At 37.9% G+C, this 23,940-nt stretch carries 24 protein-coding genes, 2 tRNA genes and 1 pseudogene; 12 read left to right on the top strand and 15 right to left on the bottom strand.

The window, feature by feature from the left end:
* Nucleotides 1-231: 231 nt before the first annotated feature.
* From HEQ36_RS05205 to HEQ36_RS05190, 4 genes are all read left to right on the top strand, one after another.
* Nucleotides 232-873 (top strand): FGGY-family carbohydrate kinase, encoded by a 642-nt coding sequence (locus HEQ36_RS05205; protein WP_053538592.1) that lies wholly within the window; start codon nucleotides 232-234, stop codon nucleotides 871-873.
* Between the two features lie 69 nt (nucleotides 874-942).
* A complete protein-coding gene (locus tag HEQ36_RS05200; RefSeq protein ID WP_053538593.1) occupies nucleotides 943-4,821 on the top strand; it encodes a hypothetical protein in 3,879 nt (1,292 codons plus the stop codon).
* A 188-nt stretch (nucleotides 4,822-5,009) separates the two neighbouring features.
* Nucleotides 5,010-5,234, top strand: a complete 225-nt coding sequence (locus HEQ36_RS05195; protein WP_053538594.1) for a DUF433 domain-containing protein — start codon at nucleotides 5,010-5,012, stop codon at nucleotides 5,232-5,234.
* On the top strand, nucleotides 5,231-5,563 hold the full coding sequence (locus HEQ36_RS05190; RefSeq protein WP_053538595.1) for a DUF5615 family PIN-like protein: 333 nt from the start codon (nucleotides 5,231-5,233) through the stop codon (nucleotides 5,561-5,563). Before HEQ36_RS05195 ends, HEQ36_RS05190 begins: the two co-directional genes overlap by 4 nt.
* Nucleotides 5,564-5,624: 61 nt before the next feature.
* Here HEQ36_RS05190 and HEQ36_RS05185 read toward each other — a convergent pair whose 3' ends face one another.
* The 4 genes and pseudogenes from HEQ36_RS05185 to HEQ36_RS05170 all read right to left on the bottom strand — a co-directional run bounded on the left by HEQ36_RS05185 (nucleotide 5,625) and on the right by HEQ36_RS05170 (nucleotide 9,264).
* Nucleotides 5,625-7,163 carry an NAD(P)/FAD-dependent oxidoreductase gene (locus HEQ36_RS05185; protein ID WP_053538596.1) on the bottom strand — a complete coding sequence of 513 codons (1,539 nt, stop codon included), beginning with the start codon at nucleotides 7,161-7,163 and terminating at the stop codon, nucleotides 5,625-5,627.
* Nucleotides 7,164-7,480: 317 nt separating this feature from the next.
* Nucleotides 7,481-7,845: pseudogene (locus tag HEQ36_RS05180) on the bottom strand (ISNCY family transposase); the annotation flags it as partial.
* A 29-nt stretch (nucleotides 7,846-7,874) separates the two neighbouring features.
* On the bottom strand, nucleotides 7,875-8,675 hold the full coding sequence (mazG, locus tag HEQ36_RS05175) for a nucleoside triphosphate pyrophosphohydrolase (protein WP_168634833.1): 801 nt from the start codon (nucleotides 8,673-8,675) through the stop codon (nucleotides 7,875-7,877).
* Nucleotides 8,676-8,679: 4 nt separating this feature from the next.
* Nucleotides 8,680-9,264 (bottom strand): metal-binding protein, encoded by a 585-nt coding sequence (locus HEQ36_RS05170; RefSeq protein ID WP_168634832.1) that lies wholly within the window; start codon nucleotides 9,262-9,264, stop codon nucleotides 8,680-8,682.
* 156 nt (nucleotides 9,265-9,420) lie between these two features.
* Here HEQ36_RS05170 and HEQ36_RS05165 point away from each other — a divergent pair.
* Nucleotides 9,421-9,493: transfer RNA gene (locus HEQ36_RS05165), tRNA-Val, on the top strand.
* A 347-nt stretch (nucleotides 9,494-9,840) separates the two neighbouring features.
* Nucleotides 9,841-10,017 (top strand): hypothetical protein, encoded by a 177-nt coding sequence (locus HEQ36_RS05160; RefSeq protein WP_199308373.1) that lies wholly within the window; start codon nucleotides 9,841-9,843, stop codon nucleotides 10,015-10,017.
* A gap of 57 nt (nucleotides 10,018-10,074) precedes the next feature.
* Here HEQ36_RS05160 and HEQ36_RS05155 read toward each other — a convergent pair whose 3' ends face one another.
* The 4 genes from HEQ36_RS05155 to cas8a1 all read right to left on the bottom strand — a co-directional run bounded on the left by HEQ36_RS05155 (nucleotide 10,075) and on the right by cas8a1 (nucleotide 13,478).
* Nucleotides 10,075-10,659 carry a Uma2 family endonuclease gene (locus tag HEQ36_RS05155; RefSeq protein ID WP_053538600.1) on the bottom strand — a complete coding sequence of 195 codons (585 nt, stop codon included), beginning with the start codon at nucleotides 10,657-10,659 and terminating at the stop codon, nucleotides 10,075-10,077.
* A 109-nt stretch (nucleotides 10,660-10,768) separates the two neighbouring features.
* Entirely contained in the window at nucleotides 10,769-11,716 is a 948-nt protein-coding gene (locus HEQ36_RS05150; RefSeq protein ID WP_168635494.1) for a Fic family protein, read from the bottom strand.
* Nucleotides 11,717-12,177: 461 nt separating this feature from the next.
* Nucleotides 12,178-12,663, bottom strand: a complete 486-nt coding sequence (cas5, locus tag HEQ36_RS05145) for a CRISPR-associated protein Cas5 (RefSeq protein ID WP_233455364.1) — start codon at nucleotides 12,661-12,663, stop codon at nucleotides 12,178-12,180.
* Nucleotides 12,660-13,478 (bottom strand): CRISPR-associated protein Cas8a1/Csx13, encoded by an 819-nt coding sequence (gene cas8a1 / locus HEQ36_RS05140; protein ID WP_053538601.1) that lies wholly within the window; start codon nucleotides 13,476-13,478, stop codon nucleotides 12,660-12,662. The genes cas5 and cas8a1 overlap by 4 nt, the downstream gene beginning before the upstream one ends.
* A 344-nt stretch (nucleotides 13,479-13,822) precedes the next feature.
* Here cas8a1 and HEQ36_RS05135 point away from each other — a divergent pair, with 344 nt between their 5' ends.
* Entirely contained in the window at nucleotides 13,823-13,993 is a 171-nt protein-coding gene (locus HEQ36_RS05135; RefSeq protein WP_053538602.1) for a ssl1498 family light-harvesting-like protein, read from the top strand.
* A 337-nt stretch (nucleotides 13,994-14,330) separates the two neighbouring features.
* On the opposite strand, the gene HEQ36_RS05130 is transcribed toward HEQ36_RS05135, so the two are convergent.
* From HEQ36_RS05130 to pgsA, 3 genes are read right to left on the bottom strand one after another with little or no spacing between them, the layout of a single operon-like run.
* Complete coding sequence (locus tag HEQ36_RS05130) at nucleotides 14,331-14,456, bottom strand: hypothetical protein (RefSeq protein WP_257720897.1); 126 nt, start codon at nucleotides 14,454-14,456, stop codon at nucleotides 14,331-14,333.
* Nucleotides 14,457-14,460: 4 nt separating this feature from the next.
* Entirely contained in the window at nucleotides 14,461-15,738 is a 1,278-nt protein-coding gene (locus HEQ36_RS05125) for an AAA family ATPase (protein ID WP_168634830.1), read from the bottom strand.
* A 21-nt stretch (nucleotides 15,739-15,759) separates the two neighbouring features.
* On the bottom strand, nucleotides 15,760-16,272 hold the full coding sequence (gene pgsA / locus HEQ36_RS05120) for a CDP-diacylglycerol--glycerol-3-phosphate 3-phosphatidyltransferase (protein ID WP_027402315.1): 513 nt from the start codon (nucleotides 16,270-16,272) through the stop codon (nucleotides 15,760-15,762).
* Between the two features lie 268 nt (nucleotides 16,273-16,540).
* Here pgsA and HEQ36_RS25985 point away from each other — a divergent pair, with 268 nt between their 5' ends.
* The 3 genes from HEQ36_RS25985 (at nucleotide 16,541) to HEQ36_RS05105 (ending at nucleotide 18,553) form a co-directional block, all read left to right on the top strand.
* Nucleotides 16,541-16,741: a hypothetical protein gene (locus tag HEQ36_RS25985; RefSeq protein ID WP_053541223.1), complete on the top strand. Its 201-nt coding sequence runs from the start codon at nucleotides 16,541-16,543 to the stop codon at nucleotides 16,739-16,741.
* A 227-nt stretch (nucleotides 16,742-16,968) separates the two neighbouring features.
* Complete coding sequence (gene queG, locus HEQ36_RS05110) at nucleotides 16,969-17,943, top strand: tRNA epoxyqueuosine(34) reductase QueG (protein WP_168634829.1); 975 nt, start codon at nucleotides 16,969-16,971, stop codon at nucleotides 17,941-17,943.
* Nucleotides 17,918-18,553, top strand: coding sequence for an HAD-IA family hydrolase (locus HEQ36_RS05105; RefSeq protein WP_053538604.1), 636 nt, complete (start codon nucleotides 17,918-17,920; stop codon nucleotides 18,551-18,553). The genes queG and HEQ36_RS05105 overlap by 26 nt, the downstream gene beginning before the upstream one ends.
* Before the next feature lie 512 nt (nucleotides 18,554-19,065).
* Here the strand turns inward: HEQ36_RS05105 and recA are convergent.
* Nucleotides 19,066-20,142 carry a recombinase RecA gene (gene recA, locus HEQ36_RS05100; RefSeq protein WP_053538605.1) on the bottom strand — a complete coding sequence of 359 codons (1,077 nt, stop codon included), beginning with the start codon at nucleotides 20,140-20,142 and terminating at the stop codon, nucleotides 19,066-19,068.
* Between the two features lie 245 nt (nucleotides 20,143-20,387).
* On the opposite strand from recA, the gene HEQ36_RS05095 reads away from it, so the two are divergent.
* Both HEQ36_RS05095 and HEQ36_RS05090 read left to right on the top strand, forming a co-directional pair.
* Entirely contained in the window at nucleotides 20,388-20,753 is a 366-nt protein-coding gene (locus HEQ36_RS05095; protein ID WP_168634828.1) for a DUF1818 family protein, read from the top strand.
* Nucleotides 20,754-20,875: 122 nt separating this feature from the next.
* Nucleotides 20,876-20,949 (top strand) — tRNA-Pro (locus tag HEQ36_RS05090).
* A gap of 686 nt (nucleotides 20,950-21,635) precedes the next feature.
* On the opposite strand, the gene rpiA is transcribed toward HEQ36_RS05090, so the two are convergent.
* The 3 genes from rpiA to HEQ36_RS05075 all read right to left on the bottom strand — a co-directional run bounded on the left by rpiA (nucleotide 21,636) and on the right by HEQ36_RS05075 (nucleotide 23,918).
* Nucleotides 21,636-22,346: a ribose-5-phosphate isomerase RpiA gene (gene rpiA, locus HEQ36_RS05085; protein WP_027402347.1), complete on the bottom strand. Its 711-nt coding sequence runs from the start codon at nucleotides 22,344-22,346 to the stop codon at nucleotides 21,636-21,638.
* Nucleotides 22,347-22,510: 164 nt separating this feature from the next.
* A complete protein-coding gene (locus HEQ36_RS05080) occupies nucleotides 22,511-22,972 on the bottom strand; it encodes a tetratricopeptide repeat protein (RefSeq protein WP_053538607.1) in 462 nt (153 codons plus the stop codon).
* A 4-nt stretch (nucleotides 22,973-22,976) separates the two neighbouring features.
* The gene (locus HEQ36_RS05075) at nucleotides 22,977-23,918 is read right to left on the bottom strand and encodes a homogentisate phytyltransferase (protein ID WP_168634827.1); all 942 of its coding nucleotides are present in this window, start codon (nucleotides 23,916-23,918) and stop codon (nucleotides 22,977-22,979) included.
* Nucleotides 23,919-23,940: the final 22 nt, after the last annotated feature.

The following is a 23,940-nucleotide window of genomic DNA, read 5'->3' as shown; positions in this document are numbered from 1 at the left end:
ACATAGAAAAGTAAGTGCAATGGCCATACTACTGGTAATTGTTTTCAGCGTCGCTGCAACTGGATAGAATCGTTATGAATTGATTTAGCGATCGCTTTACAGCAGTTTCCGATATTATGGGGTAAAGACACCTTTTTGATTTGGCATTTAACAGGTGGTACAGAAGGCGGTTTGCATATCACTGATGTTACCAACCCACCTTCCGCACCCTAAACTGTCACACAAGGAAAAATGGTCGTTTGGGGATTTGAGATTGGCGAACTGCTTGCAGCAGCGCTTCGCTATCGCCACCTAAGATTCCAACAATTTTGTATCAAAATTATCATCAAAGGTATTCAAAAATCCGAAATTACCGATTGTGAAACTGGGGGGTGCGGAATGTCGGTTACAGATAACGGTGGTGTTTATTTTGTCCCTGCTTTTTCTGGGTTATTTGCACCCTATTGGCGCAATGATGCTAGGGGTGTAATTGTAGGTATGACTAGCTACACAAATAAAGGTCATATTGCCCGTGCGGTGTTAGAAGCTACAGCATGGCAGACTCGTGAAGTTTTGGATGCGATGAGAGAAGACGCGCAGGTAAATTTAACCGATTTGAAGGTAGATGGTGGGATGGTGTACAACAACCTGTTGATGCAGTTTCAAAGTGATGTGTTGGGTGTGCCTGTGATTCGTCCCCAGGTAGCAGAAACTACAGCTTTAGGGGCAGCTTATGCTGCTGGGTTGGCGACTGGTTTCTGGAGTAGTCTGGAGGAGTTGTCTGAGAATTGGCTTTTAGATCAGACTTGGGAAGCGAAGATGGATGCTGTGGAGAGGGAAGGTTGTTATCGGTTGTGGAAGAAAGCTGTTAGTAGGACTTTTGATTGGGTATAATTAACTAATGCAAAATCTACAATACGTAAATTTATACTTTTCACAAACTTACACACAGCCTAAAATAGTATGATTTTCAATATCTCTCCATCTCAGATTGAAAGCTTGGATAGCAAAGAGCTTGTAGAACTGCTGAAAAAATTGCTACACGCCGAAGCACAAAGTTCTGGTATTTGTTTACGAGGAGTTTCAGTACCCCTTCAGATTACTGTTCCTGATGGAGGAGAAGATGCACGAATTTCATGGACAGGAGGGTGTGAAAAAACAAATTATCTAACATCTAGATTTTGCATATTTCAATCAAAAGCTACTAAATTGGGAAAAACAGGCTGGAAAAAAGAGGTTTGGACAAAGCCCAGTCAAAAAAAGGATGCCAAACGAGAACTTAATAATGCTTTAAAAACAACCATTAATGAAAATGGCTCTTACATCGGATTTACCTCTGAAATTTTTATTGGAACTAAAAAAGATGATCTAATTACAGCTATTAAGGAGGGTATTCAAGAGGCTGGGGCTGATCCTGCTCAGTTAAAGACTATTGATGTTTATGATGCAAATAAGATTAAAGACTGGGTATCACAATATCCAGCAATCGCAGTTTGGCTTAACGAAAAACAATCTGGACTTACTTTAAAAAATTTTCAAACAATTAAAAGATTAGGAAAAAAAGTTGATATAGCCTCAATTCCAAAGATTGAAGACAAAGCCAACCGTTTTATAATTGGAACGAAGAATAGCGATAACTCACTTACTTTCGAGAAAGTAAAAGAACGAATTATAGATTACTTAGCTGATTCTAGAAAATCAATCAGAATTATTGGATCATCGGGTGTAGGAAAAACTCGGTTTGTGTATGAGGTGTTTAGAGATGAAACTACTACAGCGAAAAACTCATTAGCAATATCTGCAATTTATTGTGATTTTAGTGGCATTGGCAATCAGATTCTTGAAATAGCCCGGAGTCTTTTAGATGGTGAAAATTCTGCTCTCATGATTGTGGATGAATGTCCGCGTGATATTGCTATTAAGCTTGGTGAAATTATAACAACTGAAGGTAGTAACCTTAAAATCATAACAATTGGTAATGATAATCAACCTATAGAAAAAGATAGTTGCCTCAATATTTCCGTTACTCCTGCTGATGAAACTCTTATTAAAGGCATTATTCAGCAGCGATATCCAAAAGCTGATGACTCAGATATTAACTTTATTAAAGATTTAAGTGGTGGATATCCACGAATTGCAGTATTAGCTACAGATAACTATTCAGAGGGATCGCCAATTCTAAAATCTGTAGAAGATGTTGTAGAGCGCATTCTTACAAGTTGTGGCATAAATCGAGCCGAACAAGTTAGAGCAATTGAGTGTCTTGCGCTATTCAAGCAATTAGGTGCGGATGAAAATATCAGTGATGAGATTGACTTTGTTGGTGAAAATTTAGCCAGACAAACTGGTGATGAGATGTATGAACATTTAGCTTATGCAGCAAAACAAAATCTTGTAGATCATTTTGGTTGTTATTTTATAGCTAAACCTCTTCCCATAGCAGTTTTCCTTGGAACAAGAAGGTTAGATTTACTGCGTGTAAACACAATCCTTAAATTTATAGAAATTGCATCTCCAACATTACGTGCATCTTTTTTAAGTCAATGGCGTTATTTCGATGATTCAAAAACAGCCGCTACAGTTGCTCAAAGGCTTTTAGCAAGAGATGGGTGGTGTGGTTCACGAGAACATTTGAAAACTGAGCTTGGTTCACAATGCCTAAATGCCATAGTACACATCGATCCTGATGGTGTAGCTAATGTTATTCATTATCTATATAAAGATTTATCTATAGATGATTTGAAGGAAGCCATAACGAGAAAGCATGATTTTTTCCAAATTTTAGCAAAACTTGTTTTGCGAAAAAGATATTTTTACATAGCAGCACCACTACTCATGCGGTTAGCTGTGATTGAAGATAATACTTATTCAAATGATGCAGGTAAACGGTTTAAACAACTTTTTCAATTACATCTCAGTGAAACTGAAGCTGAACCTGATGAAAGGTTTGCAATTATAGATCAAGGACTATCATCAGGTGACGAAAGAATCATATCAGTTTGTATTGACGCACTGGAAAATACCCTTAAACGAAATTATTTTTCTGGGTCAGGGATCTCTTATCAAATGGGAAGCAAACCTGTTCCTGAAGAATGGAAACCAAAAGTATGGGGTGAAATTTTTTATTTTCACAGAAATGGTCTTCAAAAGCTAGATTATATACGCTCACAGTATACAAAATTCTCGATTCAGTGTGAAAACATTATTGCCAAAGCCATTCGGTCACTTATTTGTGAAAATCTCTTAGATGATATTGAACAAATTTTAGCCAAAATTACTAAAGAAAAACAAATTTGGCTTGATGCTATTAAGGGAATTAGCGATTGGTTATATTTTGACAGCACGAAAGCACCAGAAGAATTTTTACAAAAAGTTAGGAAGCTTTATGATAAGCTAATACCAACTGATCCAATTCAGAAAGCACTTCTCTATACAAAATTTTGGCACTCACATCTTCGCAATCCTGATATAAAATACGATCAGGAAAATAGGTCTACTAATGATTTTGAATATGCTGACAGAAAAGCAAAAGAAGTTGCTGCTGAAATTGCAGTAGACAAAGAACTTACAGATCGTGCCATCCGAATAATGATTAGGGAAGAACTGAACAATGTGTTTCCATTTGCTCATGAGTTGGCCATGAAATTGGAAGATCCAGTACAATCTTTTCAGTTAGCAATCAATGAATTTGAAATATCTTCTGATGGGAAAGGAATAAATTTTTTAAGAGCATTACTTTCTGGGATTGATAAAAGAGATACTGAATTTGCAAATAAGTGCATTCATATTGCTCGTAATTGTGATGCCCTAAAGCATGAAATAAGTAATATTTATAGGTCTGTTGATATCTCTGTTGGTAGACTAAATGAAATTATTCAAAGAATAAGAGATGGGAGTATTCCCGTAACAGAATGTGTCTATTTTTCTTATGGACAAGCACTAAGCCAACTTAATTCTGAAGATATTTTTAGTTTAATTGATGAATTATCTTCTAATCACGGTTCGGAAGGTGTGTGGGTATCTCTTGAAATTATTTCTATGTACCAACATAATAAAGATATTCTTGACAGGCAACTCGCCAAACGGATTAAAGAAATTATTACTTCAAAGGAACTTTTTGAAAAAATAAGGTCAGCTACTACAGATGGATATTTATTTGAAGAGCTTGTTTTATTGATGCAAAAACATTATGGTATAGATGACGAATTCGCCATTGGACTTAGTAATCAAGTAGTAAGGTTATGCAAAGTTGAAGAGTATCAAATTTTCTCTGCGCTAGAAAAATATTGTAGAAATATCATTGAATTATTAGTGAAAGAGAAACCGATCTTACTGTGGAATAATTTATCACATTTCTTTGAAATTGCAACTCCATCAGAGATTTATCGCTTAGAAGCTATTATTAGGCCACAACAAGATGCTTTTGATGTAAATTCTCGTAATGTAGGATTTAATTATAAAGAAGGCATACTATTCGGTATTTCTGATTCTATATTTAGAGAATGGGCTAAAGTTAATCCGGAAATTCGTGCATCCTTCCTATGTATTTTCTATCCTATGCTTGAAATAGACGATCAAGGTAATCATAGATGGCATCCAGCTTTAGAAAAATTGACTCATGAATTTGGTGCTTCTAAGGAATTTCGCCAAGCTTTAGCACCTCGTCTCTTTCCTAATATATGGTCAGGGTCTAGAATCCCATACCTTGGAATTTATTTAACACCTTTGGAAACATGGTTTAATCATCCAGTACCTGAAATGTCCGTTTGGTCAAAAGATATGTATTATTTCCTAGAAAGAGAAATAGTCAGTGAACGTAAGCGAGAAGGAAAAAATTCATAGTATGGTTGCTATTTTTGCAGATACGCTTGAGTGAAAAATTGCTGTGAGTGTCACCCAAAGGGTGTTAGCAAAGCGATCATCGCTCACCTTTTCCTTTCTCTCTCAATAAGCGATCGCTACCTTAAGACTAATTTGCCATGATTTACCCTAAAATTATATAGACCAAAGATTAAACATCAGGAAAAATCATGAATTATCAAGACATTATTACCATTGAACCTGGAAAACGCAGTGGAAAACCTTGCATTCGAGGAATGCGGATCACTGTGTACGACATTTTAGAATATTTAGCAGGTGGGATGACAGAAGCCGAAATTCTGGAAGATTTTTCAGAACTGACATCTGAAGATATTAAAGCTTGTCTTTCTTTTGCTGCTGACCGAGAGAAAAAGTTATTTGTTGCATCTTTATGAAACTGCTATTAGACGAGAATTTATCAGATCGGATTGTTGATAAAATTATTGATCTGTATCCTGATTCTCAGCACGTTAAGACTTTAGGACTTATAAATACTGATGATGCTATTATTTGGGAATTCGCCAAAATGAATAGTTTTGTGATTATTTCCAAAGATTCTGACTTTCATCAACGTAGTTTACTTTATGGTCATCCACCTAAATTTATTTATCTGCGTATTGGTAATAGTCCCACATCAAAGATTGTGCAGATTTTGAGAGATAATTTGTCCACAATTACCCAATTTGATAGTAGTGACACGGAAAGTATTTTGGTATTAACTTAATTAAACTCCCAGATATTGGAGGTTTATATTTTCTGATATACAAATCATGCGTAAAGATATTTTAACCAAAAGTCTCTGAAATATATTGTAAATGTTTCTGTACCGGAGCGATCGCATTAGCAACAATCATCCCACTAGCAGCCACAGCCGGCAACCCAATCCCCGGAAAAGTCGAATCTCCACAACATAACAACCCCGACAAAGGTGTATTCCCACCAGGAAATAAACCCTTCCCTGCCGCTATAGCAGGTCCATAACTACCATGATGACGACGCAAAAATCGCCCATGAGTAAGGGGAGTACCTACCAAACTAACTTCGCAACGGGAACGAATATCAGGAATAATTCTTTCCAAAGCTTGCCACATCACCTCCGCACGTTCTTGTTTTAACAACGCATATTCTTCGCTATTGCGTTCCTTTCCTTGCCAAATAGCATAAGGTTCATTACCAGGAGTATAAACGTGAATTACGTGCTTACCCACTGGTGCTAAAGACGAATCAAGAACTGAAGGAATAGATACAACTACCACATTTTGCGGTGCAGTTACGCCTTTGTCCCAATCGTTAACGACAATGTAGTGAATACCTAGATTCTCAGGTAATCCTGCTGCATCAATACCTAAATGCAGGTGCATAAAACTATCACATTCAGGAGTTGCTTGTTGCTTTTCTACATACCGTTTAGGTAAAGCACCTTCAGGAATGAGTTTGAGGGTATCCCAAACAGAAGCATTAGAAACAACAGCTTTACTGGCTCGGATTTCTTGACCACTCCGCAGACGTACCCCGACAGCACGGTTATTTTCTACTAAAACTTGCTCCACATGAGCATTCAAAACTAACTTACCACCATGTTTATTCAACCCCCGTACCAGTGCATCAACTAATGCACCACTTCCCCCAATCGGATAATCTAACTGCACATGAGGACGATACCAATCTGCAAACATGAAAGCCACTTCTGCGGCTATTGTCCCATCTGCGGGTAATCCAGATAACAAAAAGCAAAGTAAATCTAACCAGTTGCGAATAAAAGGGTCTGTGATTACACCATCAATAATATTAGAAAAAGACCCTGTTAATTTGATGACGTTAGCGGCCTGTTGCAGTAAAGCTGGGGCAAATTTACCCATAGTTAACACCGCACCTAAATCATAGCGCAAGGCAGAGGGTGGGAGAGCAGTGGCACTCTTACCTAAAGGTGTCATAATTTCCTGGAGTTTGCGCCATTGTGCTACAGCTTTATCTCCCCGCAGTTGTTGCAATATTTCACAGAATTGGTCAGCACCAACTTGAGCATCAAAGTAGCCTTCTGGTAAATAACAACCCCAGGTATTGTAATTGACGCAGGGTAAATCTTCGCCAATGGCATCTAAAACTTGACGTAAGGGATTAGGTGAAGGGCTATAGGATAAACCAGAATATAAAGAGGGTCCAGACTCAAACTTGTAGCCATTGCGTTCAAAAGCATGAGCCGCACCACCGGCAATGGAGTGGCTTTCTACTACTGTGACATCAATTCCATAGCGTGCCAAGAGTGCAGCACAACTCAATCCGCCAATACCGCTACCAATTACGACTACTTCTGTGTTACTCATAAAGAATGCTTGATGACTGGGCTTTTTCAAAAATCATAGATAATGGATTTATTCTCAATTCTCGTCAACTTTGGTTAGCAGTAGGTTAGCTGGAAAAATTCAAATCATGTAACGGTATGTAAGGTTGATTCAATCCGTTATTGTTGTTGAGTTTTAGCAATTTTACAAAACCCAATATATTTGGATTTTATCACACGAACCTATTTACCTATTGATGATTCATGTCAACAAGAATAAAAATTTTATCCATTTGAATGTGTTTTCATAAAAAATTACAATTTTACTTTTGTTATATCTGGCTTTATTTTAGCATTTTAGTCATCTCCTAAAAGGGTTGCAGCATAACCATACTTATTTTGATGATTCTTATTTAACCATCTTTTAACAGCCGCATTTTCACAATCTTGTTTTTGATGTCCATCTTGTTTTTTAATAAATTCTGGTTCTAAATTAATTACTTTACTTGTTTTTGATTAGGAGAAACTACAATGGGTGTGACACAGCCATGAAAATAAGTTGTAGTTCCATTTCGATGATTACGAAAATTACAATGAGGGCAACTAATTTTCTTAGATGAGAAATATTCTGTCCCATCTAAAGCGATTAAAATTTCTTCATCTAAGTAGACAAACTTTTTCAAAACTCCATTTTTATTTAACCATTCATAGACCTCTTGAAAAGTCATAAAGAATATTTAAATTCACCTGATGTCTAATGACCAAGTTGAGCTTTAGCCTGTTGCCACAGGGCATCTAATTCTTCTAAACTATAATCTGTCAACGGACGTTCAATTACATCTTCCATTTTTTGCAACCTTTGAATAAATCGCTGACTTGTCCCTTGTAAACCCGCACTAGGATCAAGTTTATGCCATCTGGCAATTTGAATAATGGCAAATAGTAAATCACCTAATTCGGATTCTTGTCTTTCTTTAGTTTCTTCAGCTAAAGCTTGTTGAAATTCCCCCAACTCTTCATGAAATTTGCCCCAAACTTCATCTACATTGTTCCACTCAAAACCAACCTTAGCCGCCTTTTCAGATATCTTCATAGCTGCATTTAATGGCGGAAGACTGCGACGATAACGATTCAATTTATCACTGAGTTTTTGCTCTTCTACAGTTTCTCCTTTTTCCGCTGCTTTGATGGTTTCCCAATTTTTGTGTACCTCTTCCATATTTGCCACAGTCACATCAGCAAATACATGAGGATGACGACGTATTAACTTTTGAGAAATACCCTCAGCGATTTCTTGCAGAGAAAAATCACCCGTTTCACTGGCAATTTGCGCCTGTAATACTACCTGTAATAATAAATCACCTAATTCTTCAGAAATAGCCTTTTTATCCCCGGTTTGAATTGCGTCTACCACCTCATAGGCTTCTTCAATCACATAGGGAGTTAGACTTGATGGGGTTTGTGCTAAATCCCAAGGACAACCATCAGGCGATCGCAATTTCGCCACCACATTTATTAACTCTTGTAACGCCTCTAAAGTCTGATTAATTTCCATCTTTTTACCGCTTTTTGACACTGCGACGACCGGGGCTAACTTTACGTTTCTTAATTTTGCCACGAGGGAGTAAACCTTGAATACCCTGTTTTTGAAAGCGCTTATAACCAGAAACAGTCCAATCACTGCAAGAATGGCTCATTGCACCGAGTTCACAGCCGACAAAGAGGGCAAAAAATTCTCCATAATACATATAGATGGTCTTCCCCACAGTTCCCCACAGTTCCCCCCAGTTCCAAGCCACATTTCCCAACTTGGCGAAAATCATCACAACCACAATCGCCACCAACGCCAAAAAAGTCGTCAGATACACCACCCGTAAAGTTGTGCCAATAATCGGACCGTGAGATAAAAAAGAGCGATGTCGCAGACTTTTTTGATAAGGTAGCCAAATCCACCGCAGCAACCCCCACCGCTGGAATTGACGGGAGTAAATATCTAAATCAGGACCAAACATCAGCCCCCCAAACATAAACCCACCCGCCACCAACAAAGTCATATTACTGCTGTGAGTGGAACCCAGCGTTACACCCGCCACCACAGGCATAGACCAAATAGTAATGCGATCGTGCGTTTGACCAGAGGGCATCTTAGGAAAATTAAAAATATAAAATTAACAGTGAAATCCTGAGTCAGTATAGCTCAATTCCATTCCCATCAGCCTTTTCCATCGAGCAAAAAAATTTTTCTCAAAAGACTTGCAAAATTTAGAAAAGCTATGCTATATTAATTGAGTGAAAGAAACGGGCGGTTAGCTCAGTTGGTAGAGCGCCTGCCTTACAAGCAGGATGTCATCAGTTCGAGTCTGGTACTGCCCATTTTAAAAAATCTACTCTTGTATAGGAGTTTGTGACCTTACCCATAATTTTACCGCGACGGCAAGCTTATGCTTCCAACACAATCCGGCAGAGTTATGGGTTTAGTTTTTGAAGCTAATAGGTAGGGCTTGCTGAATAAACCTACAACCCAGACGCATGAAGAGTTTTATCTGTATGAAAGATAAATGAGGTGCAAGGAAAGTGTGATCATAAGTAGTGAGACAGAATTAATTCCACAATGTCATTGCGTAAGCGTTGCGTGGCGTTAGCCATATGGAACGAAGTGAAATGAAGCAATCGCAAGGGTTGTCATTGCTTCCCTTCGCTCTCAATGACTGTAAATATTTTTGTCCAATTACTTAGCATCAAAAATCGTTCAATTTTCCAGACTTGATATTACTTCTAAGTACAATCCGATTGAGCATCGGCTGTTTCCACATCTAAGTCGGGCTTGTAAAGGTGTTATTTTCGACAGTGTTAACACTGTTGCTAATGCTAAACCACAACAACATTTAGAATTGTAAGTTATTTAATCCACATTCCTTAATAGATAATAGGTAATTAGTTAGGTAATGCTTTTATTATTCCCCATTCTCTGGTTCAAGATTTAAACCGCGATAGATTTGTTCAAGGGGAAAGTTAAGATTAATGCTTTTAAGTTGGATGGTGTCACCTGGTTTGTAGTTGATAATTAACCAGTCTCCTGCATCATTTTTGTGATAAAGGTCAATTTCCATACTGGTGGAACTGACTAGCAGATAATCTATTAAAGCTGAGTTATTTTGATACATTCTAAATTTACCACCTCTGTCATAGGCTTCGGTACTTTTGGAAAGAACTTCAACAATTAAGCAGGGGTAGGTAATATATTGGGTGCTGGTTTTGTCCCGTTCGTCGCAGGTGACGCTAACATCTGGGTAGGTGTAGTTATTAGTGCCAACAATCTTAACTTTGATATCAGAATTTCCAGTGATACAGCCTGTATTTTCTAGGTGGCTGTCAAACATGGCAGTAAAGCGGATGGCGATACGACCATGATTGATGCTACCGCCGCTCATGGCGTAAACTTGACCGTTGATATATTCATGTTTTTCTAGTTGCTGTTCTTCCCATGCAAAGTATTCTTCGGGGGTTAGGTGGGGGTTGTTGTCTTTAGCGGCAATCATTTTCTTTATAATTGGTAATGGCTAATACTTTTATTTTATCCTGTTCCCTGTTCCCTGTTCCCTGTTCCCTGACCACACAAGTAAATATGGCTAACGCCACGCTTCGCTATCAGGAATCAAACCGGATTCCTATATTATCAATAAAATCAGTAATTTCCTGATAAAAAACCTGCCCCTTTTCCCTGCTACTCCTAGCAGTCACCAATAACCTTAAAGTTTCCACCAACGAACTGATAGCAGAATCACAAACCAAACCAAAAAGCTGACCTAAATCATCTTGGTTTTGTTGTCCATAAGCCAAAGCATTAATATAATCATTGCGAATTTGATTATTAATTACCACAATGGGATACCCTGCACGAATTAAGAGTAAATTCATTAATAATCTAGCCGTTCTACCATTTCCATCTCGAAAAGGATGGATCAAGACAAAACGATAATGAGCCATTGCAGCATATTCTACAGGATGGAGCGTTAAAGCAGCATCTGAATTGAGCCAGTTTACAAAATCTGCCATTAATTGAGACAGTAAATAATGGGGAGGGTAAAGATAATTTGTTCCTGCTGCCATTACATCCAGAGTCCGATAACAACCCGCTTCATCAGGGTTAATTTTTCTCAGAATTAGATTGTGAATTTGTTTAATTTCCCATTCATTAATTTCTGTATCTTTTTGGGCGAAACTCTCAATATAGTCAATCGCCTCTTTATGTCCAATCACCTCTAAATGTTCATCGAGAGTCTTGCCCCCAATTGTAATTCCTTTAGTTAACACTAACTCGGTTTCACTTTGAGTTAAAGTATTCCCTTCAATGGCATTAGAGTTATAAGTAAAGCGGACATCATACAGCTTTTTGAGTTCCGCGATCATTGTTGTGTCAAAGGGTCTAAAGTCATCTAGCCAAACTTTTAGCTTGTCTATTTGCTCTAATTTAAGTTGATAATTCATACTCACATATTTACTCATTAAAGCAGTTAAGGAAAAATCTTTTTTTTGACTTAAACCAATTACCTGTTGAATAAACTGCTGGTAAAGTTGAGAGGAAGATACTAGCATAGGGTAATGGGTAATGGGTAATACTTTTATTCTATTCGCCACTCCCTAAAACGGTGCTTCAATCCCCAACTCCTCACAAAATCCCCGAATCAGGTGATCTGTCTCCACCATATTGAGATCAATCTCTCGGATCTCCCTCGTTATATACCTTTAAATTTTTCTGTTCACCTACTTAGGACATAGCAAGGGACTAGGCATGGAAAAGTTATACTACAGCAAGAATTTATGCGATCGCAGTCAGTAATTTTATCTCGATATTTGAGCAACGCCTAACAGCATCAAGCCACGAATCACTAATAACTGAGGTTTCAACTTGGAGATTGAATCATCGTCCACGCCAAATCAGGAGGTGGTAAACTTGGTAATTCCTCAATCCGATACCTCAAAAATCGGGTATTTCTTGACCCCATATGATCAACCCAATAGGGTAAGGTTAACCTACCTCTATTATCCCTAATTATCTATTGTCTCACCCCTTTTAGATAATCTTCCGAAACAATTTTGAGCGTTTTAATCAACTGGTCACTTTCTCCGAAAAATAAACAACCAAACCGTTTTACTCTGTCAGGATGGTCAAACGCTAACTGTATCCTCTCCCTTAAACTTGGTTGTATCTTCTCCTCATCAGAACGAACCCAAATTAAACACTTGAGATTAGACGAAATTTCTTGATAACAGGGAATAACATTCTCTGGATGGCTAAAATCAGTATTCTTAAACCCTCTCATTTGACGCAAAATTTGTGACTTTTTGGGACTAGATAACATAGCGATCGCCAATTCTACCCCACAGTGGCGATAGACATCCGTTTCCCCTACCAAAGATAACAACATCCCATACACTGTTGCTGGAGGAGGCACAGGATAGGTTTTTCCCATTTCCCTTGCATGGGATTCCCTAAAAGTCGCAAATGGAACATCCAAATAGAGAATTAATGGCGCAATCATTTTGATTTTTCTAACCCCAAGTCTCTTTTAATGACTGTTTTCAAGGCTTCAATCAGTTCATTTCGATTACGATAAATATGCGCCTTCTTAAAAGGGGAATTATCAAAATTATCCAATTGCTGTAAATCCTTAACAATTGCTCCCCCAATCCATAATGTACTGGGGTCAATCTGTCCGCATTCCACTTCATCTATAAACTCTTGTGTAAATTTTGCTGCCTTACTTTGAGGATCGCAATATTCAAAACAATAGGAAATATATGAAGCAAAATGAGTTGTCCGTTGAAATACCAAACTATCGGGACAGAAAGGATACATTTCTTCTAGTTGTTGATTGTTTAGTAATGAACTATCATCAATAATGGTGGGTTTATCCTTGGGTTTATAACTAGCGATCGCTAACAATGACCAAATTATTAATTCTTGCCAAGGTGTTTTTTTAATGAGTAGTGAAATTTCTTCTTGATGCTGATTAAAATACTTATTTAATCCCCCTCTTACTAAAAAATCAGACAAATATTCCTTAAATGACAAGTCATCATAACAATAATTTAGTTCTGCCCTTAATCGTTCAACCTTCTTCTTAATTGGAGGGTCTTTTCCTGCCTCTACTTTGGCATACATTTTAGCAAAGGTTCCTTTCATTGCTTGCTGAAATACCTTAATAAAAATAAGATGCTGCTTATCTTCTTCACTATTCTCTGCCATTATGATGAATCCTTCTCGATTGAAAAACAACTGGTTAAATAAATATCCTTGTAAATCCTCTATTACCAATTTTTCCCAAAAATCAGACCACCAAGGGATTCCTTTCACTAAATTATCAGCAATCAGGGAGCGAATCGGATTAACTTTAATAAAAATTTGCTTAGGTTAATTGATAAAAATTTTGACCTATATGAAAAGCTTGACCCGCTAAATAAGGATATCTTCTCTGATTCCAGATACAGCGATTTCCAATCATATAAGGTACATCTTAGCCCCCTCATCGCTTGCGGAGAGGGGGTTGGGGGTGGGGTTCTTCTTCCGGGTTTGATGACAATTTGCTGTAAGTGGGTCTTATCAGTAGCATCTATTATTTTTTTGTCAAGTTCTATTGACACTTTGTAACAATCTTGTTATATTAGTTTACATAAAGTAACAAACCAAAGAAAAAAATTATGTATACCACAACGGATGAAAAAGGCATTCTTAACAACTACGCCAAAGAACCAAAACTTTACCACGCAGAATTTCCTAGTAAGGCACAACAAAATAAGTATGCTTTTCAAGGCGCAGTAGCAATATTACTTTTAACTTCTATAGTTCTAATTACTTTGGGGGTTAGCTAAAATTTCCCGCTTCGGTATTTGTATCTAATCGTCATTCAAATTTTCTCCTAATCAACCCTGGTCAGTTTCGCCAGGGTTTTTTGTATTGTATTTTAATCCATATTCGTGATACAATCAGACTGTCAGCAAAGACATTAAAAACCTACCGGGGGACTCTCGGAAAGTTACGCTTGTCAGAGATGATTCTGCCAGTAATGGCAAACAGGATCAGGGCAAGAACCCAAATATTTATTTAAGGAACCCTGCCTGAAGCTGGGATAACTGAGAGATATAGACTGAAACTCTCTATAGAATCCCCGCGTCTTTGGACCGGGGAGTGTCAATGCCATTTCTTGCTTTACTGCCCACTTAAACGTCGAAGCTGATCTCGAAAATAACAGAAGCTTAATGATTGATTATTATCAATGTCCATAAAAGGAGTAGTTTTGCCGGAAACATCCTCAACTAATATCTCAAAGTACATATATTCACCTTGCGTCCAAGTAGTCACTGTACCAAAGTCCACCCAGGGGCAACCCTTCAGAAACAAGATTATTAATCAGAGGATCTTCACTAGCCCGCTTAATTTTAGCAAATCCATCTTCGCCCTTTTCTAATATCCAAACTTCTTCAGGTTCAAGGGCATCTACAAAATATGGTTGATGTGTTGTCACAAATATTTGTGATCCACCTTTTTGACCTGTAGTGTGTTCTCGAAATTCTCTAGCTAGAGTTTCTAAAAGTTTATGATAAAGTCCATTTTCTGGTTCTTCGATACACAAAAATGGTGGTGGTGATGGATCTTCCAACATCAGAAGATACGCAAATACTTTGAGTGTACCATCTGACATTTGTTGAGAGTAAAATGGGTCTTGAAACCCTTTGTCATTGAAACATAAAAGCAGTCTTCCATCTGGACTTGGGGAAGTGCTAATCTTGTTGACACCGGGAATTTTGTTGGCTATTTTTTCCAGTATGGATTGAAACTTTTTTGGATGTTCTCTTTCCATAAACTGAACTACATTACCTAAATTATCTCCATGAGTATTTAAATGCTTTTGTGGTCCAGCTAGAGGTAAACTGCGGGCAGCATCTGGTGTAAAATAGCTTAAATACCATCCTTCAATAAATCTTCTAAACATAGAAATTCGGGGATGTTGTTTAAGTGAACCTAAAGTAGCAATTCCCAGTTTTCGCTTATCGTCAAGTTCAACTACTTCGGTTTCTTTGCTTTCTTTTTCTGCTTCACCCCTTTGGATTTTATCCATTAAATCTGACACATCAAAATCATCTTGTTTGCCTTCTTGTTCACCTTTCCATGCGATTCCTCTGCCTTCATTGAGAATTAAAAAAGAAAAAGGTTGTCCCTTACCTTGTCCTTTTCTGCGTTGTCTGAGTCTCTCTTTTTTTACATAAGGTCTTCGAGATGAGTCAATATCTATTGCTAATTCATAAGTAATTGGTCGGGCATTACCATCTTCTTTATAATAGATTTCAAACTCAATACTTCCCTGTTGTCCTTGAGAGAGAATTTTCTCAAAGCCACCACGACCATGAGCATAACAAGCTTCTTCTACTCCATTTTTTAAGCAATCGGCAAGAAAACCAAAAGTGTCGAAAATGGTACTTTTTCCCACACCATTCTTACCAATAACGGCTGTCATTGGTGTTAATGGCTTGGCAGTTTGTGTGTTCCATAATTTCCCCAAAGTGATATCACGAATAACTCTGTAATTTCTAACTCTAAAGCCTTCTATCTTCGACATTTAATTTGCTCTACTTTGATTTTACTCGCTAATTTTTTGAGGAATTAGATAAATAACTCCTGAAACAATTGTCAATATTACAGATATCCAAAAGGTAATTAAAACCGGAGTTTGCCAAGTTGGTGATAAGGGGGCAATTAGTAAAGATATGGCAATGATTTGACTCACTGTTTTCAGTTTACCCCAAATATTTGCCCCGGTGATGGTGGTTTGATTAACTCGCCAACCGGCGATCGCTAATTCCCGTGCTAAAATTATGAACACTGCCCAAGCTGGGATTTTTCCTAATTCTACTAATACTAATAATGGTGCAAGTACCAATAATTTATCTACTAAAGGATCAAGAAATTTACCTAATTCGCTAATTTGGTTGAGTTTTCTGGCTAAATATCCATCTAACCAATCAGTTAAAGCCGCAATTAAAAATATAGTTAAACATATCCATTTGGCTTCATTTGTGGGATTATATAAACCATAAAGTAAAAAAGGTATTCCCAGCAATCGAGAAAAAGTAATCCAGTTAGGTAGAGTCATCACAATTTAAAATTACAAACCAACACTAATTATATAGGTTAGGTACTAATATCCCCCAACATGGGATACGTTATCAAGATATGTAACTCTGAAGCTTGAAAGTGTTGATTATATGCGTGCTATGCTGATAGTGGTGCAGCACTTATCCCCCAACTTTAAAAGCGTGATGAAAGAGTTACTGGAAAGACGCACCCGAATTACACTTACCAAGTGTTGTTGTAAAATTTATTTACAAAATAAAAACACCCACATTAGAGAGGAATTGATGGTGGAACAAAAAATTAACTGTGCTGAAGCCTGTGTCAACGGGTGTGTTTTAGGTGATCAATGTCCCAATATTGAGTATCGAGAATCAGCTTCAAAATTCATCGAAGAAACTTCTTTAGACAAAATGCTAGAAATAGCTGAAGAAAGATTGCGGAAAAAAATGACAGAACCCCCAAAATGGGTGTTTCCAGAAGATTCTTAAAGGGAATTTTGAGTAAGAAGTTATTGAAATCAGTTAAAATAGTGGGTTAACAACAGATAACCCACTCAAAATATTAGTAGGTTAGCATTGAAAATTGTTGTTTTGGGAAGGCAAGAGGCAAGAGGCAAGAGTGAAGAAGCTTTGGGCGATTTTACTTTTCTTTACACACTTTGGTTTTATTGTGTTCACCTACTTTACCATCGTCATAAAATCAATAATAGTTAAAAATGAATGAATATATCTCAATAGACAGCGCAGCAGTCAAAGCAAAAGCCAAAGAATTGGGATTTCACGAAGTAGGGATTGCTGCTGTCGGTGATTTAGAGACGACAGAGACAGAAAAATTGCAAGCTTGGTTAAAAATGGGTTATCACGCCGACATGGAATGGATGAAAAATCCCAAGCGTCAGGATATTAATTTAGTGATGCCAGAAGTGCGATCGCTCATATCTGTAGCCTTAAATTATTATACCCCCCATCAACGTCCCCAGGGGGATGAATATGGCAAAATTTCCCGTTATGCTTGGGGTCGAGATTATCATAAAGTCATCCACAAAAAGCTCAAAGAACTAGCCAATTGGCTAGAATCCCTGGGCGAAAATGTCAAAGCCCGTTATTATGCAGATACAGGGCCAGTCCAAGATAAAGTTTGGGCGCAAAAAGCCGGCATTGGTTGGATTGCTAAAAACGGGAATGTGATTACCAGAAAATACGGTTCTTGGGTGTTCTTGGCAGAAATATTAACCAATCTGCAACTAGAAAGCGATCGCCCATCCACCCAACATTGTGGCACCTGTACTCGTTGTTTGCAAGCCTGTCCGACAGGTGCAATTACCGAACCCTTTATCGTGGATGCTAATCGCTGCATTGCCTATCATACCATTGAAAACCGCGCCGAAGAACTACCAGCAGACATCACACCCAATTTACAAGGATGGATCGCAGGTTGCGATATTTGTCAAGATATTTGTCCTTGGAATCAGCGATTTGCTCAAGCAACTAATGTCAAGGATTTTCAACCCTATCCTGGAAACTTAGCTCCCAAGCTGGTAGAATTAGCCCAAATATCCAATGAGGAGTGGGATAAAAGATTCACAGCATCAGCCTTGCGACGCATTAAACCAGAAATGTTACGACGTAATGCTCGCGCTAATCTTGATAAATCCAGGCATAATAATGACCCAGAAAGTAATAATTTTTGATTTCGATGGGACGATTGCTGATACAGTGGATGCTCTTGTAACTATTGCCAATCGTTTAGCCTTGGAATTTGGATATGTGCCGATTAATTCGCAAGAACTAGTCCTATTGAGAAATTTAACAGCCAAAGAAATTATTAAATATTCTGGTGTTTCCCTATTCAAAATTCCTTTTATGGTTAAAAAAGTAAAAGGAGAATTAAAACATAAAATCCCAGAATTAAAACCTATTGAGGGAATTAATACCGCATTAATAGAACTCCACAATCAAGGTTATCAACTGGGAATTATTACCTCTAACTCTCAAGAAAACGTCAATCAATTTCTTAAATGTCATAACTTAGATTATTTGTTTGACTTTATTTATTCAGGAGTAACTATTTTTGGTAAAACCACAATTATTAATAATGTGTTGCGACAAAAACATTTCAACCCTGAAGCAGTAATTTATGTCGGTGATGAAACTAGAGACATAGAATCTGCTAAAAAAGCCAATATCAAAGTTATTGCTGTCAGTTGGGGTTTTAATTCTTCCGAAGCCCTCAGCAAACAAAACCCAGATTTTTTAATTCATCATCCCAGTGAATTATTGGCTGTAATTAAAAGCTGTTAAGGGAACTCCAAAAAATAAATCATAAGACCTTGTATACTAAGAAACTCTCTAGTACCGTGCAGTTTAAGTGAATGAACCATTTTCAAGCCTTGTAATCAATCAAATTTTCGGAGCTTTTAATAGTCATATTATTTACGCCAACCTGTACTAGTAGATTCTGACCATGAAAAATTCAGAAAGTAGGGGCGCAGGGTCTGCGCCAAAAAACGATTCATCAATAAGACCATGAAATTTATTTACCCCAACCCATAATGGCTATTAAGAATGGTTGCTTTATTTGCACCATGCTGTACTAGACTAAGTAGGTGAACAGAAAAATTTAAAGGTATATAACGGTATGTAAAGTTGTCTCAATGCGAGATTCTGATTGGGTTTCAGCCATTTTACAAAACGCAATACCCCTCATTTTTATTTTGTTTACCTACTTAATTGAAGCCTCTGAATATATTTTCAAACTTGAATAAACTTAAAAAAGGCGTAGAGACAATTTATTGAATTGTCCCTAATGTTGTTTATTCCTCTTCTAACTCAATCTCTTCTTCCTCCTCAACATCATGGGGTTGAACTACAGAATTAGCAGAAACTACAGCCCCTTTATCGAGTTTTTCCAGAACCTGTTCTTTAATTTTGGCAGCAAATTCTGGTTTTTCTTCTAAATACTTAATCGCGTTATCTCTACCTTGGGAAATATTTTCACCACTGTAGCTATACCAAGCACCTTTACGAAGAAGAACACCAGTTTCTTCGGCTATATCCACTAAACAACCAATGGTAGAAACTCCTTTGCCAAAGATAATGTCAAATTCGGCAATTCTAAAAGGTGGTGCAACTTTATTTTTCGCTACTTTGACTTTGACCCGGTTGCCAAATTCATCAGTTCCTTTTTTTAAAGTTTGAATTCTGCGAATATCCAAGCGCACGGAAGCGTAAAATTTCAGCGCATTACCACCCGTTGTAGTTTCTGGACTACCATAGGTGACACCGATTTTTTGCCGCAACTGGTTAATAAAAATAACTGTGCATCCAGATTTACCAATATTACCAGTAATTTTCCGTAGGGCTTGACTCATTAACCGAGCTTGTAAACCTACGTGAATATCCCCCATATCCCCTTCAATTTCAGCGCGGGGAACTAAAGCGGCAACGGAGTCAATAACAACAATATCAACAGCCGCAGAACGCACAAGTTGGTCAACTATTTCTAATGCTGATTCACCATTGTCTGGTTGAGAAACAAGTAAGTTATCAATATCTACACCCAATGCAGCGGCGTAGGTAGGGTCTAATGCGTGTTCAGCGTCTACAAATGCCGCTATACCACCATTTCTTTGCACTTCTGCGAGGGCATGGAGGGCAATAGTAGTTTTACCAGAACTTTCTGGTCCGTAGATTTCGATTACCCGTCCTTTGGGTAAACCACCACCCAAGGCTAAATCTAGAGTGAGCGCCCCGGTGGATATTGTTTCTACCTTCATCCGGGTGGCATCACCTAAGCGCATAATTGCTCCCTTTCCGAAACTGCGCTCAATTTGTCCCAGGACGATATTTAACGCTTTTTGCTTGCCAGAAGTCTCAGTATTAGCTGCCATTTTTGCCTCTAAGTATAGGATTTTCCAAAATTACTGGACAGGAGTTTTAATAGAACGGATATACTATCCTAACCGGAAAGTGTGCCAATTAGGAATGTTTACAAAATTATGTTTGCCAAGATCCTAAGGCGATCGCTGAAAAATTATAGCATTTTAGATTTAAGATTGTGAAAGACTAACTGTATCGGTAAAGCCAACTGGTATAATTTCCACAATTAATAGCAGCAGTTTGAGCATAAATCAGTATGGAACGAGTCATCAAAAGCGGCACTGGTTGGCGCATAGGCTGGAATCCAGATGCACCAGAATTTAAAGGCTTAGTCGGCACAGAAGATTGGGCAATAGAATTAACCGAAGCAGAATTAAACGAATTTTGTCGTCTATTTAATCAGCTTGCGGATACCATGAAGCATCTAACTACAGAATTAATGGATGAGGAAAAAATTGCCTGTGAAGCCGAAAGTGATTTATTATGGATGGAGGTGGAAGGTTATGCTCATGCCTACAATCTGCGCTTCATCCTCAATACAGGACGGGGGACAGAAGGTAAATGGGAGGCTTCAGCCGTAGCTGAATTGTTGCCAGCCGTCGGAATGTTAAAAGTTTTTTGAATCACCCCTTGCTATTTTTCTTGATCTTGTGATATATTTAGGAGAGTGACTTAATTAATTTTAGATTCATACATTTGGAATCATCCCCACGCCAAAAGTCTAAAATCTCAAGTTCACATTTACGGGACGTAGCGCAGCTTGGTAGCGCGCCACTTTGGGGTAGTGGAGGTCTAGGGTTCAAATCCCTACGTTCCGATTGACGGAAACTTTCAATTAGAGAACTGCACAGAATGATTTCTATTAGGACTTACGCATTTACAAAGTCCTTAATGGTGCTTTGGGAATAGCCAGAGTGATCAGGGCTATTTCATTCTAAACATAATCCGCCCAGAACTATGGCTTACGCTACGCTATCAGACAAAAAATTGCGATCGCTCTTCCTCTAGTTTTTTATAATTATATGTGTAAATTTATACTGATCTCAAGTTGGGAAAAAGGTAATGAGAAAAGAGTTCCTTTTCTTCCTCCTTTTTCCTAACTCGTAATTTACAGCAAATTGTCATCAAACCCGGAACAAGAACCCCAAACCCAACCCCCTCCCCGCAAGCGATGAGAGGGCTAAGAGAACTCCACAAAAAAATGATCCAATTTTGTGGGATGGGCATCCTTGCCCGTCCTTGATGATTAGCGGGCAATTCGTCCCGCACCACAAGAAATTTTGGGATATTTTTTTGATTGGAAGTCTCTAATAAACCTGTGCTGCATGAGTTGTCATTGCGAGTGAAAGGAAGCAATCTCTTGACAACCGATAAACCACCTAACGCAAAAATCTCTCAAACCCTTATTCCTCTGTGTCCTCTGCGCCTCCGTGGTTCGTTAATCAGGATAATTTATTTCTCATCACCTACCCGATAGGGAGGTGAGAGGCTTCTACTGTTTAAGCTAAAGTTGTCTAACTACAGGTTTACCATCAATAACTTCACCTACAAGAACGATATCTGCACAATTGACGAAAATGCCATTTTCCAGAACACCGGGGATATTATTCAGTGTTTTTTCCAAGTTTACAGGGTCATCAATGCTATCGAAGGTGACATCTAAAACCATGTTACCTTGGTCAGTGATTACAGGTCCTGCTTTTCTCACACCCATGCGTAGTTCTGGCTTACCACCAAGTGCTTTAATGGCATTTGTAACGGGGGTAATAGCCATAGGGATAACTTCAACTGGTACAGCGAAACTAGAACCTAAGCGGGCTACTAATTTACCACCATCAACGACAACAATAAATTGCTTTGCTAGGTAATCTACAACTTTTTCGCGGGTATGTGCAGCACCACCGCCCTTAATCAAGTTTTTATGAGGATCTACTTCATCTGCCCCGTCTATAGCGATATCAATATGGTCTACAGCGTCTAAAGTGGTGAGAGGAACGCCATACTCTTTTGCTAATACTTCTGATTGAAATGAGGTGGGGATACCGACAATATCTTTGAGTTCACCTGATTTGAGGCGTTCTCCTAAATATTGAATTGTGTAAGCTGTGGTTGAACCTGTCCCCAAACCAACTATGGAACCTGATTTTACCAAATTGGCGGCGGCTTTGCCAACTTCTTGCTTCATCAATTTAACTGGATCTGCTGGTATGGACATTCTTTAACTCCTGAAAAATCAATTAAACGGTTCACTCATCTTACCAGAACACCCGGATTTCTTCCTACTGCCTATTTCTTCAAATACAAGTATCAGGGCAAACACGGGGAGATAAGTCAGATCCCCGACTTCTTTAAGAAGTCGGGGATCTTGTTGTTAAAAAATCACAGGTTAGACATTTTATCTAACAAAAGGCTGACCTTTTTCGCCCTTTCTGGTTGACGCTGTTTCTGCAATAATTCTTTCGCTTGAAGTAAATTAGCTTTAGCTTCTACTTCCTGTTGTTCCTGCATGAGAATATTTGCTAAACGTAAATAAGCATCGGGATTTTTAGGACTGCTATCAATTACTTCACAGAATAATGCTTTTGCTTCGGCAATTTGTCCTTTCTGATTTAAAATATCCCCTAATAACAAACGTACCATATCATTTGTAGAGTTGATGGCAATAACCTTTCTCAAAACTATTTCGGCATTTTCAAAATCTTTGGCTTGATAAAAATTGATGCCTTTCTGAAATAAGTTAGAGGTAATCAATGTTTTGATACTCAAATAACCAAGAATGGCAAGACCAAAAATAACTACAGAAATGGCTATCAGATCAGAAGTAGGAAATGTTTCTAACATGAGTTTAAGCTAATAAACAGGAGACGGGAAAAATTAGGTATTCAATGAAAAACAATTTCCAGATAAATTGATAGAAATTAGTAATGGCTTGTTTATCTTGTAAATCAACTCCTGCACCTTGCCACCACATGACAATTAAAGCTACGGTATGGGTGATTAAGATGAAGATAGTGTTGACTTCCGCAAGATGGAATAACGCTACTAAAATCATGCCGAGATAACAGATTGTTAATACCCAAAGTGCAAGATTAAATACTTTTTGTTGTCCGAGTTGGAGGGTGAAAGTTGTGATATTGTAAAATCTATCTCCTTCCATATCAGGAATATCTTTGAAGATAGCGATCGCAAATGTAAATACCAAGATAAACACAGTTAAAGCCCAAACTGCACCCGGAATCCCTTGGCTTCTTTGCAATACCCAACTAAAATGCAGAAACAAACCTAAATTAACAATTGTTCCCCGCACCGAAAAAATACACAAAGCAGCCCAAAATGGAAACTGTTTTAACCGAATTGGTGGTAAAGAATAAGCCGTACCAATTGCTAAACTTATCGTTACCATACCCATTAAAAATGGTCCCGTTAGCCATGCTAAAGCCAAAGCCACAATACCAGTAATAATAACAATTAATTGTCCTTGTCCCCTGGTAAATTCTCCCGACGCTAAAGGTAAATCAGGCTTATTGATTTTATCAATGTCAATATCTTCCAATTGATTCAAACCAACAATATAAATATTGCCACTTATGCAAGCAACCCATGTTGCTAAAATCTGACTAATATGCAAACTAGAAAAATTTGTTGAAGTGACACCCAGGGTAATTAAATATAAACCCAAAACACTCAAAGTTGTTCCCATAATTGTATGGGGACGGGAAAACTTCCAAAAAGAATAAAACCAACTTCCTGGAAAAATAGCAGAACTTTGTTTATAAAATTGATTCATTTTTTGCTCTTTTTTGTTCGTA

It is taken from the genome of Anabaena sp. 54 (genome assembly GCF_017355725.1).
Lineage (GTDB): Bacteria > Cyanobacteriota > Cyanobacteriia > Cyanobacteriales > Nostocaceae > Dolichospermum > Dolichospermum heterosporum.
This window is presented reverse-complemented; position numbering and strand designations above follow the sequence as displayed.